Origin of the sequence: Photobacterium atrarenae (assembly GCF_024380015.1) — a bacterium.
Classification (GTDB): Bacteria; Pseudomonadota; Gammaproteobacteria; order Enterobacterales; family Vibrionaceae; genus Photobacterium; species Photobacterium atrarenae.
Genome location: NZ_CP101508.1, coordinates 3017281 through 3033630, shown reverse-complemented (window position 1 = coordinate 3033630; position 16350 = coordinate 3017281). Strand labels below are relative to the sequence as shown.

Genomic DNA, 16350 nt, shown 5'->3' with positions numbered 1-16350 from the left:
CTGGCGAACGCGTTATGCCTCCCTGCTTATGGTAAGGAGACTCGCATAACTTTGTGACGAGATGATGTTCTCCAGCCATAAAACTGACTAAGAAACAAGCTCGTCATCATAGCACAGCTCGGTTCTTTTATCACCTTGTGATAATGAGCAAGCTTTTTTGCCCATTTTAGCCAGTGTCGAAATTATCTACGTATTTCACAGATTTTTCTTGTTGTGTATCAATAGTTGGCTTATTTCTGCTCGGAAAACAAGGAAAGGTTAGCACTTTGTTTCTGTCTGTAAATTCAGTGTTTACATGGCATGGCTTTGCCATGGTACGAATGGCTGAAAAGTCGTGACGGGTTTCTCATCTTGAAGTGCTGTTTTGCAGGCGAGTTTGCCGGATCCTTGGACTGTCTCAGGTTTGCGCAGTTCCATGAAATGCTAATTGACTATTTTCATATCAAGCTGATGTGTTTTGTAATGAAGGTTGCCTGCCGGGGACTTGGTGGGTCTTCATCGGCATTGGCTGAGACTTGTCTATGAATCAGTCTAACCATGAGGAAGAAAGATGAAGCCTGATGTTATCCTGAGGGGGATAAAATATGCGCTGGGTGTTTCACTGCTGTCTTCGACAGCAATGAGTACTGCCTGGGCCTTTGACCCGCCCCCGAATACAGTACAGTTTCGGTTGGAAGGGTGTCGTAATGATGGCAACCCGACTTTGATTGCAGGTAGTAATACCTTGCCCAATACGGATGATAATTTTACTTGCCAGGATCCAGCTCCTCTGGGAGGGAATGACACCCCTTATACCACCGGGAACCTGGGTAAAGGTTGGCATGAATTGGATCTGGTGCCGCATCGCTTGACGACAACCAATGGCAACAGTTCGGGGAATGTGACCTATGACGTTATTATTGCCGCTGATCATGCCCTGGCCAGCGGAATTGAAGGTTACGATCAGATTTTTGATGTGCAGATTATCAAGGCCCCGGATACGCTCAATGTCTTTTCGGATACCAGTTGTAGCCTCGTCGTCGGAGCACAGCAGATCGATGCATCCGGGACGGTGACGGGTGGGATTGAAGAAGTCATTTATCGTCAGTTGACGATCACCCAGGGACCGGACACGACTTGTGTGATTGACTGGGCCAACCGGCTTGCTATCGGGGCCAGCCAGTTCAGTGGTTCATCGCTCCAGGCCTATATGTTTGAGGCCGAGAACTTCCAGACCGGCAAGCGCACCGTGCCTATCCCGGTCAAAGATATTGAAGCTGCGGCAGCGCGTAAAGACATGTCAGCAACCGAAGGTGGCGGCCTGGTGTGGAATGTGACCAAGCAGGCATCACCGGCCCAGGTCGATTTGGGCAATACCTGTGATGTTAGCGAAACCAATACCCAGGATGTGACCATCCGGGTGGATTGGGAAGTTCGTCCGACCGAGGCCGGCACCGTAGCGGTGGTGACCAATATCTATACCACCAACCCGGCATCGCGGGATATTCTGGTGGATGTGACGGATACGCTGACAGGCAACGGCACCCCAGCTGTGAATGATGTCGCTACCGCTGAAGATGTCCCGGTGCCGGCAGGCAGCGAAACATTGGTGCTGACCCACTTATTTGATGCGCCGGCAGATGCCAGTGACTTGAGCGATACCGCGGTTCTGACTTTTATCGACCCGGCGACCAATGAGCCTTTTGCTGAAACGATTGAAGTCACGTTCGACCTGCCGAATAGTGACATCCAGCCTGGGTCGCAAACTGAAACGACCGCAACTATTTCGGATACTGAGCAGATTGTCGGTGACGGCCTCAGCTATGCGGTGGCCAGTATTGCCGGCGGCAGTGCCAGCGGAACCTTTAGTGACAGCTACAGCCTGGGCACTTTCCTGACTGAGTCTGATCCGAACCTGGTATGGACTTCGGAGGAACAACCATCCGGGACTTGTGAGGACGATAACGGCTGCCCGGTCGGGTTTGTCGAGTTCACCAAAACCATTGCGGCGGCGGCGGTGACGACCACCAACGGGACGCTGTCTGACTGGGCGCTGCTCACCGCTGCTAACGGTGCAACGGCATCAAGCGGTGACGCCAATAGTCCGGTTTCGATTCTGGTGACCGCTGCTGCGCTGGTGGACCTTGACGTTGAGCTTACCATTCCGGCGGCGCAAGACCTGACGTGTAATGTGGAGGTGAAAGACAGCGGCAATAACGTGGTTCAGAACTTGGAGTTTGAGTTTGATGCTCTTGGTGCAACGACCTTGACCGAAACCGCAGAGGATATCGAGCCGGACAGCTATACCGCGACGGTCACCAGCTGTGGCAACTTGGTCGGTACCACGGTCAAAACGATTGATATGACCTTGCCGGCGCAGCCGACGCTTGCCGACTGTACCGATACCCTGTCCTTTACCCTGGAAGCACCTGAGCCTGATGATCCCGTGCTTGCTGCGGTAAATAAGGTGACGTTGCCGGCCGGCTTTGAAAGCGGTTGGGAAATGACCCTGCAAGGTCCGGGGCTGCCTCCCGGCGGGATCACTTTGAGCACGGACGGCGATCCTGCAACGTTTGAAGTGTTCCAACTCAATAACAGTAACTTTGAGCTGCTGGACGGTGATTACACCATTACCGAAACACCGCAACAGGGCTGGGCGCAGACATCCAGTAGTGGTTGTTCGTTTACGGTGGATACGGCGGCAGATGCCGGACAGACCAAACAGTGCGTGATCACCAACCAGAAACTCGGGAAGATTGTGGTGAAAAAGCTGACCGAGCCGAAGTATGGCACCGGATTTAGCTTCACTCATGATATTGGAAGTAATGGTACCCCCTTCTCGCTCGATCATGGCCAGATGGAGATGTTTATCGACGTGTTGCCGGGGACATACACGGTGACCGAAGATGATCCGAGCCCGGCCTTCCAGCTGACGGGTTTAACCTGTACCGAGTCTGAAGTTGAAAATTCGACCCCGAATCAGGCTACACGGAGCGTCGAAATTGAGCTGGATCCGGGTGAGACGGTGGAGTGCACCTTTACCAACCGTGAAAGCGGGATGGTGAAAGTGATCAAAAAAACCAACGGGTATATCACCGATGATGTCTGGCACTTTACCCTGACCGGTCCCGGGCTCAATACGGCGGCACAAACACCACCCGCGCACTTTGACTTTGACGGGGCGAAGCTGATCCCGGGTGAAGTCTACACCCTGTGTGAAACGGATATCCCGCATGGCTGGCATCCGGTCTGGTTGATGGATTTCAACAAAGACGGGTATCCGGAAACCCTTCTGGATGAGCTGGAAGGGGCAACGGATGCGCCGGTTGACCCTTATACGGGGATCAGCCTGGTCTACAAACCAAACGGGGAGACTCAGTACGGTGGCTATGGAAGTTACGGCAGCTATGGCAGCAGCCCTGAGCCGGAAACGTACTGTGTCAACTTTACGGTGAAACCGGGCCAGACCCTGAAGATGGTGATCGACAACATGCAGTACCTCGATTCCTATGATCCGAAGCCGAAAGCCTGTTACGACAAGCCGATCAATGATCGCTACGTGACGCATGAGATGGTTGATGGCAAAGGGTATCGGGTGGGTTACTACCCGGTCGATAGCTGTGACAAGCTCTCGGGATTGCTGGACTATGACTCGAGCAAGGGCAGCGCGGATGATTTGGCGACCAAGCTAATGCATGCCACGCTTAGTCGTGATCTGGGTTATCGGACCTGTGATCAATCGGACCGGGTGATGAAGCGGGCCCAGCGGATGCTTGAGCAGGGCGGCTATTCGCACCTGGGATATCATCCGGGCAGTTGGGATAGCTATACCGCTGGCAAGCTCGCGACTAAGCTAAATCGCTATAGCCAGCACCGGTTATGTGACTAACGGTTGTCATCATGTGCCATGGGCTCAGCTTAGGCTGGGCCCATTTTATTGTGCGCCGAGCATGGCGTTGTTCTAGGAGGTGAAAGTCCTCTACGGGCTCAGTCGAGCGAGAACCGTTAGCCTATGCAAGGGTGCCCACCGTGAGGTGGGATCTGAAGGAAGCAAACGGCAAAACTTGGGTGTGACGAACAGAAACCTGATAGTAGGCCAGTACAACTTGGGTAACCTAGCAATATATAGAACAGCCCAATGCCTCGACGGGAAGTGTGTACGGGTAAATCAGGCACAGCCAAGGGAAAGAACAACGTCTTACCTCGGGAGATCTTACGACCTGTCTCGGATGAGACTAATACAACAGTGATGTTGTGTGACGGGTAATAAGAAGTCAGCAGAAGGCATAGTACCTTGGGGAAGTACAACCCAAGGGAAGGCCGGAACTGAATATATCAAGAAGCAGTCACTAGACACTCAATCATGTGGGGTCATAGCAAGATGAACAACATCTCTACGTACTACTGGGCAACACCGCAAGTGACGCTCATGGCCACGAAGAATGACAAGCATGATCGGCGTAGACAGGAGGACGAGTCTTGGTGACCTCAACTCAGTTGATGGAGCGGATCTGCTCCTCAACAAATCTGAACCAAGCCCTGAGAAGAGTGAAGAAGAACAAGGGATGTGCTGGGGTTGATAAACTCGACATAACAGCGACTATCTCGATGCTTCGGCAGTCTTCTAATGGGCAAGCGCTCCGCCAGAGCCTTCTGGACGGGAGCTACCAACCGCAACCCGTTCTGGGTGTAGAAATTCCCAAACCTAGCGGGGGAGTGAGGCAGCTAGGTATCCCAACTGTACTTGATAGGGTAGTCCAACAGGCCATTACCTCAGTACTGACAGATATCTACGAACCTCAGTTTTCAAGCAACAGTTATGGGTTCAGGCCTAACCGCAGTGCCCACCATGCATTGGTGGCAGCAAGCCACTACATCAGGGAGGGGCGGGGTTATGTAGTCGACATAGACCTGGCGAAATACTTCGATACTGTGAACCACGATAGACTGATGCACAGGCTATCGGAGGACATCACAGATAAACGGGTCCTGAAGCTGGTCAGGTCATACCTACAGGCAGGCATAATGCGAAACGGGTTAGTTGAGCAGAGGCAACGAGGGACGCCACAGGGTGGACCATTATCTCCGCTGCTATCAAATATCGTATTAGATGAGTTGGATAAAGAGCTTGAGCGAAGAGGGCATAAGTTCTGCCGATATGCAGACGACTGCCAAATCTACGTGCACAGTGAGGAAGCCGCCAATCGAGTAAAAGCCTCAATCACGGAGTTCTTGGAGCAGAAACTGAAACTCAGGGTTAACCGTGAGAAAAGTGCGGCAACGAGAGTGACAGAGCGGACTTACCTAGGCCATCGCTTTCAACGAGATGGAAGCATCCATATCTCGAAGACAGCACAAACTCAGATGAAGAAGCGAGTGCGTCAAATAACGAAGCGGAATCGAGGGCGAGAGTTGAAGACAGTCCTAGTCGAACTCACTCAATACCTAAGAGGTTGGCAACACTATTTCAAGCTTGCCATACGGAAAAGCGCGATGCAGCGCTTGGATGAATGGATAAGGCGGCGCTTACGGTGCTATCGCCTCAAGCAGCGCAAGCGCAGATACAGCATAGCGACATGGTTACGCCAAGAGGGTGTAAGCGAACGCAATGCGTGGAAGCTGGCGATGTCAGATAAAGGGTGGTGGCACTTGGCTTTATCGCCCCAGCTCAATCAGGCCATGCCAATGAAATGGTTCAAGGATATGGGTCTGTACTCGTTGCGAGATGGGTACGAGTCACTGAAAATATATTCGGAACCGCCGTATGCGACCCACGCTTGTACGGTGGTGTGAGAGGACGGAGGCCGTGAGGCCTCCTCCTACTCGATTTCCCTGGATGTTGCCGAAGCTCTGGGAAAACCGGTACGCCGCATTACAGCGGACTGTTGCTCGTAAGCCAGTCTGTTTCACAATAAACCAGGTGGGCGCTTGGCTCGGCAGCCAGCGTGACTGACTGGCCTTGCATGGCCTGCTGATAGCGAATGCGACGGCGCTGGTCGTCCGGCTGCCATTGCTCCGGCTGCTGGCGACGAAATTGATCCAGGACGTTCACTGCCTCTGCGGCTTGGCCGGTTTCAAAATAAGCCCGGGCCAGATACACCGCCTGGAGGCGGGTGAGCACGGGATACTTGGCCATGGCGATCACCGCGTCATAGTCCTGTTGTGCCAGAAAAACCCGCATTTTTGAGTAGCGGATATAAGCCAGGGTCGTGGTCATGCTCTGCTGCTTGGCCAGGCGTTCGGCGTGCTGAAACGCGGTGATGGCACCATCGTAAGCTTGCCGCTGGGTTTGGATCCAGCCGAGGAACAAGTGGATACCGGCCTGCATCTGGGGCGGTGGTGGCGGGGTTTGCGTCAGCAGGGTTTGAAAAGCACTGTTCGCCCGGCTCAGTTGAGACGGATCCGGACCGTGTCCGCCGCGCTCCCGCTGATCCAGGCCTTGATCCATGGCGGCAAAGGCACGGTAAAACTGGCTGTCCCGCGCCAAGGCGCGAGCGCCGAGGCTGGCGGCAATCTGGCCGGCTTCTTTAAAAAACAGATCGGCCTCTTCCCCTTTGTGGAGCTGCATCAGGTAAAAGCCCTGGTAGATCAGCGCCTGGGCCAGCTCATATGGCTGTTGCAGCTGCCGGTAGCGCGTGATGGCATCTGACAGCGCGGCCTCACGTTGTGCCAGTGGGAAGGTATAGTTCTGGGCAATGGCCAGTTGGGTTGCTGCCAGCATGGGTTGATCATTGAGTTGGCGGTAAAAGTTGAGTGCTTTACGCAGGCGCGGTTGGTTGGCAAGCAGATCAACCGTGGGGCTCTTTTCCAGCCCTTCATTGGCCGGGTTGCCGAGATAGAACTGTTTGTCCGCATCCTGGCGCAAGGCGTGGCTGTCGCCCAGTAACTTGACGAGCTTGGCGGTGTCTTGCTGGTGCCGTTCCCAGTCCATGCGGTTCCAGGCCAGCTGGGCACTCAGTTGGTAAGCCCGGACTTTCAGTATCGGGTTGTCCGCCAGTTCTGCTGCGGCAATGGCCTGCTCGGTCCGGGCCTGGGCGTTTTCCTCCCCGCTTCGGTAGCTGAGCTCACTGAGCCAGTAGGCCTGCGCCGCACGCAGGGCGTGGTCATGCTGCAGCCGGGATTCCGACAAGGCGGCGAGGTGCTCGCGGGCCTGGTCCCAGTCTCCTAACAGCAGATCAACCTGGGCGAGCTGAATCCGGGTCCAGTCATCTTCCGGTTTCAGGACGAATGCGGCCTGGAAATATTTCCGTGCCTGGTGCGCGCCAGCGGTCTGCAGCTGGTGCCGCCCCTGCGCCAGCGTTTGGACAAACATAGTCGACTCATCGACCGGCGGTGGTGCGGGCGCGTATTGCGGGTTGAGCATCAGCTGCAACTGGCGGCTGATCGCCTGGGTTGCCGCCGCCAGTGACGGATAAGCAATACTGCCTTGCTGGACAGAGCCGTCGGCATAGATCAGTTGAAAATCCAGTACTTGCTGGCCGTTGTGCAGCCGGACACTGCCGGATAAGGCGACCCGGTGGTGTTTCTGCTGCAACAAGGTCCGGATCTGGCCCGGCAATGCTGGCCAGCTCAGTTCATTGTCCAATAACCACAGATTGGCCATCGCCGGCAGCGTAATGGGTTGCTGGCCCTGCTGGCTCAGGCTCACCCCGAGCATATCTGCCAGACCCAGCGCCATCCAGTCAAACTGCGGATCGCCGGTCTCGTTGAGAAGGGGTAATACCAGCAAAGCGGATGCCTGTTCGGTGGGTACGGGCTGAGACGTCGGAAGCAGGCGCCAGGCCGATACCGCGACCACCAGGCACATCAGGACACTGGCAGTAATGGCCAGGACGGTGCGTTTGCTGCGCCGGGGCTTGTCAGGCGCTGTGGAGACCGGCTTTTCTTCTGTGGGGCCCGGCGGCTCGGTGACGGGACATATCCACTGATAGCCCCGTTGCGGGTGCGTTTTGATGAACCGGGGCGATTGGGCACTGTCACCCAGCGCCTTGCGCAGCTCCCGGATGCTTTGGGTCAGGGAGTTTTCCCGGTATTCACCGTGCTGCCACAGCGCATCCAGTAACACCTCTTTGCTGATCACTTCCCCGGCATGGGCGAGCAGGTAGGCCAGGAGCTGGCCGACTTTATGGCGCAGATAAACCGTTTCTGGCTCCCCCGACGGGGCCGTTAGGCTCAGTGCACCCGAAGCGGGGTCAAAAACAAATGAAGCGAAGTGATAACGAGTCATCCGGCGTCCATAGGTGAATCAGATTGAGCTCATATTCTACGGTCGAATGCCTGTAATTCAATGTTTTTAACTATTTATGTGAAATAGTAACCTGTTGTTTATCAATGGTTTGTTTTCATTTCATCTCTATTTCACCTCGATTTTATCCCGATTTCATATTTTCCCGTCCGGGCTTGGGTATAACTGGCTTCAGGTTTTCCAGAGAGGACAGAGTTGGTCATGGAAATGGTAATCCAGCAAGCGCTGATGACTCAGCAATACGGAATGTGGGTGGTGGGCACGGTGTTTCTGGCCGGGCTCCTCACCAGCCTGACGCCCTGTGTGTATCCCATGTTACCGATCACGGTCTCGGTGGTCGGTAGCCAGGCGAAAAGTCAGAAGCAGGCGGCGATTTTGTCGTCGGCCTATGTACTCGGCCTTTCCCTGGTTTATGCCCTGTTAGGAATGTTGGCGGCCAGTACCGGCCAGTTGTTCGGCGCAGTCGCCAGCCACCCGCTTACCCTGGTGGTCGTGGCGCTGTTCTGCCTGCTGATGGCTGCCTGGATGCTGGGCTGGATCCGGCTGCCTCATTTTGGCGCGGATCTGGTGTCATGGTCTGGCATCCGTAACCCGCTGCTGGGCACCTTCGTTGCCGGGGCCTGCTCCGGGTTGGTGATGGCTCCTTGTACCTCACCGGTGCTGGGAATGTTGCTGATGTACGTGGCTTCGGCAGGCGACCCGTATTGGGCTGCCCTTTTAATGTTTGTGTTTGCCATCGGCATGAGTGCCTTGCTGGTGCTGGCCGGTTGTATCAGTGGCGCACTGACGATGATTCCGCGCTCCGGTCCCTGGATGAATGGGGTGAAGTGGTTGATGGCGTCCCTGATGGCAGGGTCCGGAGTTTATTTTTTGTATTTGGCGTTATAACAAGGAGAAATGATGAAGATGACGATGTATGTAGCCAAGCCGTTGAGCGGCTGGATCCTGTCTGCCTGCCTGCTGGGCGGGAGCTGGACAGCCGTGGCTGAGCCGCTGGTGGTGGGGCAGCAGGCGCCGGCATTTGAAGTGACCACCCTGGACGGGCGGACGGTTGATCTGCAGGACTATCGCGGCAAGAAGCCGGTGTATCTGAAATTCTGGGCCACCTGGTGCAGTTACTGCAAAGCGGAAATGCCACACTTTGAATCGATTTACCAGCAATATGGCGATGCGATCGAAGTGCTGTCGGTCAATATCGGCCTTAATGACTCCGTCGCCAATATCGAGCAGTTCTATCAGCAGCACGGCTATCAGCTCCCGACGGTGTTTGACCGCAACGGTGAGCTCAGCCGCAAGTATCAGGTGGTGGGGACGCCCTACCAAGTGCTGATCGACAAGCAGGGCAAGATTGCCTACCAGACATTTCTCGCCACCGATCAGCTCGATGACTTGGTGTCCTCGTGGGGCCGGACGGCTGCAGCCACATCAGACAGTTATCAGCAATAAGGAGTGCCGATCATGAAGACTCAACTAAACCGACTTGTCGGCCTGACTTTGCTGGTAATTGCGCCGATGTCCCAGGCGATGGCCGCGCCGCCGGAAGCCAAGTCGTTTGATGTGGCTAAGCTTTTAGCTAAGCAGCCGACGATTCAAGGTCAATCTCTGGCGCTGCCTGAGCACCAAACGGCACACCTGGTGTTTATGGATATATGGAACAGTTACGCCGGACAGGGCGCTGAGCAATTTGTCGCGACCCTGCCGGAAGATTTCCTGGAACAGAGCCAGCAGATCTGGATCCAGCCGGAGATCAATGTCACGACGGCGCAGCTCAAAGAGTTTCAGAGCTATTATCCGACCGTTGCCCCGCTGGTCCTGGATCGCTCCCAGCAGTGGCTGCGGCAGTTTCAGTTCTGGCAAACCCCGTCCCATGTGCTGATTGAGGACGGGAAGGTGGTGTTTCAGGGCGATAATGCGGCGCTGCTGCGCTACCTGAATCAGGACGCGCCGCCAGAGTCGTCTGAGCAAACGCATGCGCTGACACAGGCTCCGGCCCAGGTTCAGGCAGCGGCCCCTTCCGTTGGAAAGCGGGTTTATCATGCGCCAGAGCCCGGTGATCCGGCGCCGTCATTTTCGGTCACCACCCTGTCCGGCGAGACACTCTCTCTGGCAGAGTTGCTGAAACCGGCAGCGGATGCGCAGCCCGTCAGCCTGCTGTTTATGGACGCGCTGTGTCCGATGCCGCAATTTCCCGATTGTGAGCAGAAACTGGCGCAGTGGCGCGCGCAGGTTCAGGATTCACCGCAGCGACAATGGGTCGGGGTGATCAGCGGCTTCTATATCGATGAGTCGATCGCCCGGGCATTTGCCGAAAAGCATACCCTGGATGTACCAGTCGTGTTTGATGTAGATAATCAGCTCTTCCAGCAATACGGGGTACATGCCACACCGTACCAAATTGATATTGGCGCTGATGGTAGCTTGGTCTCGCGGGGCGAGCAGATCCGATAGTCGAAGCCATCTTTGAAACGGCAAGCTAAGCCGGGGCGATCATGAATTGGATTGCCCCGGCGGCTTTGATTTTGCTGTGTTTTACCTTGGCGGCCCTTGCCAGATTGCTTATGATGCAACCTGATTGATATCAAGGAAGAGATGAGACCATCATGCCCGCGATCCCGCTGCCGTTTGTGATTACGCTGTTGTTGCTCCTCCTGGCCGCGCAGTTGCCCCGCGAGAAGGGGCGGACGGTTGGGCCTGCCGTCGCTTTTCTGAGTTTCTGCGCCTTGATGGCCGCCTGCGTCGGGTTGCGCTGGCATTATCAGTGGTCCGCGATGGCGATGGTTCAACCCGTGTTGGCGGTGTTGCTGCCTTCGCTGCTGTGGCTCTGTTTTACCCAAATGATTGGCTATGCTGCCCCCGGGCGATGGCTGAGCGGATTGCCGGTAGGACTCCTTCCGGTGCTGGTGTTCGGTCCGGCCGGATTGCAGCAGGGAATCGATGTGCTGATCAGTCTCAGCTATTTCGGCCATGCTGTGCTGCTGTTTCGGCTCTCCCGCCACTCGAGCGATGATTTTTCCCGGGTGATGCTCAGTCAGGCACAGGCAGTACCGGGACTCTGCCTTGGCGCTGGGGGATTTCTGTTGTTATCGGTGGTGACCGATGTTGCGATCACCCTGGATGCCTGGCTGAGTCAGGGACAGTACCTCATTTGGATCCTGACGGTGTCGCAATCACTGATTGTTACCGGGCTGAGCTATGCCATCATTGCCGTCAGTCGGATCACGGCTGAGGCTGAGCCTGAGACGTTGGCGCTTGAGCAACGGGAAATCGGGGGGCGGGAGACTGGGCCGGATGGCGGGCGAGACCGCGTTGCGGTGACCGCAACCGCAGCGACTCCGCTTAAAGGCGCGCCCGAGCCCTCGGCTGCTGTGGTGAAGCCATCGACGACCAACGGGGGCGAAGACGATCTCCGGATCATGCATCGCCTGACCACGCTGTTGCAGGCGCAAACGCTCTACCTGGATCCGAACCTGACCCTGGCGCAGTTAGCGCGAAAAGCCGGGATCCCGGCCCGGCAGATCTCTGCGGCGGTCAACCGCCAGAGTGGGCTTAATGTTTCGCAATGGATCAACCAGTACCGGATTGAAAAAGCCCGGCAATTGCTGAAAGAGACCGATTTCAGCATTACCGAGATTTACGGCATGGCCGGGTTTAACACCAAGTCCAACTTTAACCGCGAGTTTTCCCGTATTACGGCAATGACGCCGAGCGCCTATCGTCGCTCGGCGGCCATCAGCTCTTAGAGGTGCCGGGCAAGAAAATCTGTCACGTGGCGCGCAATGGCCTGATGCTCGATCGCCCGGGTGGTGCCCGGGACGGAATCACATACCTTGCCCTCACCGGGGGCCTCTTCCTCGACAATGGCTTTGCCGCCAAGCTTGCAGCGGCCCATAAAGGTGGCGTGGGTGGCGTTGGCCAACACCTGGTAATCGGTAAGGCGCGGATCAAGATGTTTGGCCAGATAGCCGGACTCCAGCGCCTGCGGTAGGTTGTGGTTATTGACCCCGGCGGCCAGGATCAGCGTCGGCACCGTGATCGCGCGCAGGCTCTGCGGAGTGAAGCTGTTGGCAAGGCCCAGATCCAGGCTGATGATGGCGGTAATCCGCGGGTCGTGTAGCCCGAGGTTTCGGCTTCGTCCTAGTGAGTCGCTATCTTGCGCCAGCCCCAACTCCCTGACTAAACTGCAACCATTGCTCAGCCCGGGCTCCCGGCACTGGCGGGCCAGGTGCGTGCTGCTGACTTGGCCACCGGCGAGACTGATGACCGTCCAGCCGCCCTGGGAGTGGCCGAGGGCGCCGATGCGGCGGGGATCGATGTGGCTGCGGTAGGCCGGGCTGACGAGCAGCCAGTCCAGGGTACGCGACAGATCCCTCGGGCGCTGCCACCACTGGGCTGCTTGCGCCGGGTCGGTGTCGAAGGTTGTGGTGCCCGGATGATCCGGCGCAGCGACCAGGTAACCATGCCGGGCTAAGGTCGCCGCCAGCCAGTTCAGGTTGCGCCAGTGGCCCCGGTAACCGTGTGACATCAGGATCAGCGGCAGCGGTTCGGGGGCAGAGAGCCTGGCTTCTTTCAGCACCGGGATGCCGTGGAAAGCCGGGTTGTCGCCGAGTTTGACCGGCTGGCCGGAGTGAGGTTGGGCCGGGTACCAGAGGCTGACAGTCAGCGGCCGCTGCGTTTGAGCATCTTGCAGGCGGATTTGCCGGAAGCCGATATCGTTTTCTGTGGCTTCGCGTGTTTCGGGTGTTTGAGCGTGGTCTACTGCGGGCGCATCATTTGACGCCGCAGCAGGGTTACTGATCAGCAGGAGTGCGAGTAGGGTGATCCAGAGCTGTTTCATAGGTGACCTCAGGCGTGGTGAATGTGAGGTCATTATCCTAATAATCTGATTTTAAAAGACCTGGAACACGATGGAGGACGTCCTGAATCCTGTTCCTGGACGTATGACCGCCGGAACCCGGTTCCGGCGGGGTGGGTATGATGTTGATGGTTTTCCGGGTTAGGCCGTGATTGGTCCCGGCTTGCGAACCTGGGTCATCAGGTTGTCGTTCCAGTCGCCCTCGACCTGGAAGTGCGCTGCGGCACCTAACAGGATGGCCTCGATCAGGTTGTGGTTCACATAGGCATACAGGCCGGGCTGGTGGAACGTATACAGCGCTGCGGCTGCGGCGCCGCCCGGAATATGCCAGGTTTCAAGGTTGGTGGACGGCCGGTCGGTGAAGGAGCCCGCAGTCCAGACCAAATCGCCATGACCCCCAATCAGGTGAGGCCGGGTATCGCGGTTGGCCTGTGAGTGAATGATCAGCACAGATTCACCGACTTTGGCTTTCAGGGCATTCTTACCGGTCAGGGCACCAACCGCACCGTTGAACACCACATGGCTCGGCGTGAGGGTTTTCATCACTTCCAGCATATCAGTCATACCATGCATCAGGGAGTCGTATTGCTTATAGGTGCCGTTGCTGTGTTTCGGCAGGTAGAAGTCCTGCTCACCGACGTAATAGGCGTGATCGTAGCGGACCGGATTGCCGTTTTCATCTTTCAGGCCATCGCGCGGGAGTACCATAATGGCGCCGTTCATCCCGGAGACGACGTGAAACGGGATCATCGGGCCGCCCGGAGCACAGTGATAGACGAAGGTGCCGGCCTTGGTGGCCCGGAAGCGAAACACTACTTCTTCGCCGGGCATGACTTCGGTCAGCGTACCACCGCCCATCGCGCCGGTACTGGCGTGAAAATCGATGTTGTGTTGCAGCTGGTTGCTGGCCGGGTTGACCAGCGTCAGCTCAATATAGTCATCCTGGTGGCAGACAATAAGCGGCCCCGGTACGCTGCCATTGAAGGTACAGGCCCAGACTTTGGCACCCTGATCGACTTCAATCAGCTTCTCTTCCACTTCCATCCGTACTTCGATCACTTTGGGCTTGCCGGTGGCCACCTGATCATGCTCAGGAACAAACGGCGGCTGGACCAGTTCTTGCTTCACACGTTGTAATGACGCGATGTCGACATCCGGAATTGGCCTGAAGGCTGCCGAGGGTGAGGCCTGAGCCGACGCGCTGCCAAATGCGGCAATGGTGGCAGCACCGACGGCTGCGGCAGTTGCGCCTTTAAAGAAATCACGGCGGGTGGTACTTTCGAGTTGTTCCGGGCGAGTAGCGAGTTTTTCAGACATAGTCACGGACTCCATTGTAAGGATCATCAAGATGCCGGCATGGGGGTGTTCGTGTTGTACAGAATGTGGCAGCTTTGCTATTCGGTGGAATATCAGCATGCTCTTTGTCTCAAATATCCTGCACTTATGCTTGTCGGCATCAACAAAGGTAAGCAGAAACACTACAGCAAGGAGTATGCCACTAAGTGATTACTTGATAGATCGCGGGTTTTCGCCTACGCAGCAAAAAACGCTGTCTGATTGACAGGCAAAAAGTATGTAAATTAGACACTTGAGTGTCGTTGTGACAGTGGGTTGGGGGAGGCGGGCCATGATAATTATGGCGCAATTAATAAAGGGGACGTGTAGTTGAAAGTAAAGGTCGCTAATTGCGACCTTTATACTTATTAAGCTGATTCTGGCTGCTCTGCTTGGGGAGGTTGCTCTTCGTCAGTGATAATGTAGCTAAATTGAGCGGAATACTCATCCCCATCTTTTACAGATGAAATATAGCGGATGGTAACTACTTCACCAGAAACAAATGCTGCTGTCAGAATTTCAAGATCATCTCCGATGATAGATCCTAAAGCTTTCATCCGAATTGGAGATTCGTTACTTACCTTGGTTGTTTTAATTACCAAGTACTCGCTATCAGTGGCTCTTTCGACTCCGTCTATATAAAAGTCATCAGTGCGTTCATTTCGTTTGCCATTTTCGCCGCGTTGTCTGCGGCTAAACTCGCGAATTTCAGCGCCTCGGTATTCATTGCTTCCAGTTCTTACGTAACTAGCATCAGGAACACGGCGCATGAAGTTTGTGTGAGCTTGGTCGGTGTAATCCATAACTCTACTATGGTGACCATTCAGCTGAGGATGCTGCGACAAGACATTCTGCAGCAGGGATGAGACCTCTTTGACGCTTTTCTCACCGCTCTCTAGGGCCGCTCTTGTCGTTTTTTGCTGTTCTAAAAATTGCTCATTCTCTAATTTGCGATTGTTTCTCACGTAGTAGCAGAACACGCCACCTAATATGCCACTTAGGAGCAGCACTAAAATTAATTTTTCCATACTGTCCATACCGGTTGTAATAGTTGTAAGGCTTTCTGTCAGTTTGTTGAGGAAATCCCAACCGTCTGCACTAGTATCTGATGAGCCTTCTTCAACTTTGAATACTAGCTCTAATGCTTCTTTATCAGCTTGTCTAAGCGTTTGTAAAGAAGGGTTGTTGTACTTTAAGTCAGTGAAAAGCCTGTAAAGTTCCTGCTGAAAGCCTACGTACCCTTCCATAGCTGTAACAGGTAGAGACTGGTTATAGCGTTCGCCTTGGATATAAAACTCAATTGTTGGCCAGCCATCGAATTTTATGTTTGTAAAACTTGTATCGTTGTCTAATAGTACGCGCTTGCAAAATCAAGAAAGTCATTTTCAGAGCGAATCGTTAACTCAGTCATAGTAAAATCCTGTATTACCTTGGCCGGGATTATGACATAAGCATCAGTCTATACAATAAGTATATATACCTTTCTGTGCGTATGCTGTTGATTGTATTTTTGTTGGTTATAGTGTGGGGTTGGAATTGTGGTTCTGTGGTAACTACGTAGCGGATTTCGCTGGTGCTAATGGAAAGGCGCTTACCGGAGGTCACGGCGGACCGGATATAGACCGGACCAGAAACAGAAAAGGCTGATAGATTTCCCTATCAGCCTTTCTTTAATCTGGTGGCCCCTGACAGACTTGAACTGTCGACCAAGCGATTATGAGTCGCCTGCTCTAACCACTGAGCTAAGGGGCCAAGTGGGTGAAATTATATGGGATGGGGGGGATCTTGTCTAGCGAATAAAGTGGTTGTTTTGCTTGCTTTTTCGGCAGTTAGGGCCGGAGGATGCGGGTAGGGATGGAACAGTAAGTGCTTGATATTTTGGGTGTTGAACCGGCATAAAAAAACGGGCCTGCGGCCCGTTTTTGTGGTGTTGGTGTCG

10 protein-coding genes and 1 tRNA gene are annotated in these 16350 nt (G+C 55.0%); 6 read left to right on the top strand and 5 right to left on the bottom strand.

Annotation, left to right across the window (positions count from 1 at the left end; translation table 11 throughout):
- The first annotated feature begins 550 nt into the window (after positions 1–550).
- Entirely contained in the window at positions 551–3868 is a 3318-nt protein-coding gene (locus tag NNL38_RS14035) for a prealbumin-like fold domain-containing protein (RefSeq protein ID WP_255388634.1), read from the top strand.
- A gap of 611 nt (positions 3869–4479) precedes the next feature.
- Complete coding sequence (gene ltrA / locus NNL38_RS14030; RefSeq protein ID WP_369414621.1) at positions 4480–5772, top strand: group II intron reverse transcriptase/maturase; 1293 nt, start codon at positions 4480–4482, stop codon at positions 5770–5772.
- A 79-nt stretch (positions 5773–5851) separates the two neighbouring features.
- On the opposite strand, the gene NNL38_RS14025 is transcribed toward ltrA, so the two are convergent.
- A complete protein-coding gene (locus NNL38_RS14025) occupies positions 5852–8206 on the bottom strand; it encodes a winged helix-turn-helix domain-containing protein (protein ID WP_255388633.1) in 2355 nt (784 codons plus the stop codon).
- A 219-nt stretch (positions 8207–8425) separates the two neighbouring features.
- Between NNL38_RS14025 and NNL38_RS14020 the strand changes: the two genes are divergently transcribed.
- From NNL38_RS14020 to NNL38_RS14005, 4 genes are all read left to right on the top strand, one after another.
- Positions 8426–9112, top strand: a complete 687-nt coding sequence (locus NNL38_RS14020) for a cytochrome c biogenesis protein CcdA (protein ID WP_255388632.1) — start codon at positions 8426–8428, stop codon at positions 9110–9112.
- A gap of 18 nt (positions 9113–9130) precedes the next feature.
- Complete coding sequence (locus tag NNL38_RS14015) at positions 9131–9670, top strand: TlpA family protein disulfide reductase (RefSeq protein WP_255388631.1); 540 nt, start codon at positions 9131–9133, stop codon at positions 9668–9670.
- Positions 9671–9682: 12 nt separating this feature from the next.
- Entirely contained in the window at positions 9683–10672 is a 990-nt protein-coding gene (locus NNL38_RS14010; protein ID WP_255388630.1) for a peroxiredoxin family protein, read from the top strand.
- 152 nt (positions 10673–10824) lie between these two features.
- Positions 10825–11964, top strand: coding sequence for a helix-turn-helix domain-containing protein (locus tag NNL38_RS14005; protein ID WP_255388629.1), 1140 nt, complete (start codon positions 10825–10827; stop codon positions 11962–11964).
- Here the strand turns inward: NNL38_RS14005 and NNL38_RS14000 are convergent.
- The 4 genes from NNL38_RS14000 to NNL38_RS13985 form a co-directional block, all read right to left on the bottom strand.
- Positions 11961–13058, bottom strand: coding sequence for an alpha/beta hydrolase family protein (locus NNL38_RS14000; RefSeq protein WP_255388628.1), 1098 nt, complete (start codon positions 13056–13058; stop codon positions 11961–11963). The genes NNL38_RS14005 and NNL38_RS14000 overlap by 4 nt on opposite strands.
- A 159-nt stretch (positions 13059–13217) precedes the next feature.
- The gene (nirK, locus tag NNL38_RS13995; protein WP_255388627.1) at positions 13218–14393 is read right to left on the bottom strand and encodes a copper-containing nitrite reductase; all 1176 of its coding nucleotides are present in this window, start codon (positions 14391–14393) and stop codon (positions 13218–13220) included.
- A 386-nt stretch (positions 14394–14779) separates the two neighbouring features.
- A complete protein-coding gene (locus NNL38_RS13990) occupies positions 14780–15658 on the bottom strand; it encodes a hypothetical protein (RefSeq protein ID WP_255388626.1) in 879 nt (292 codons plus the stop codon).
- A gap of 429 nt (positions 15659–16087) precedes the next feature.
- Positions 16088–16163, bottom strand: a tRNA-Ile gene (locus NNL38_RS13985).
- Between the last annotated feature and the right edge of the window lie 187 nt (positions 16164–16350).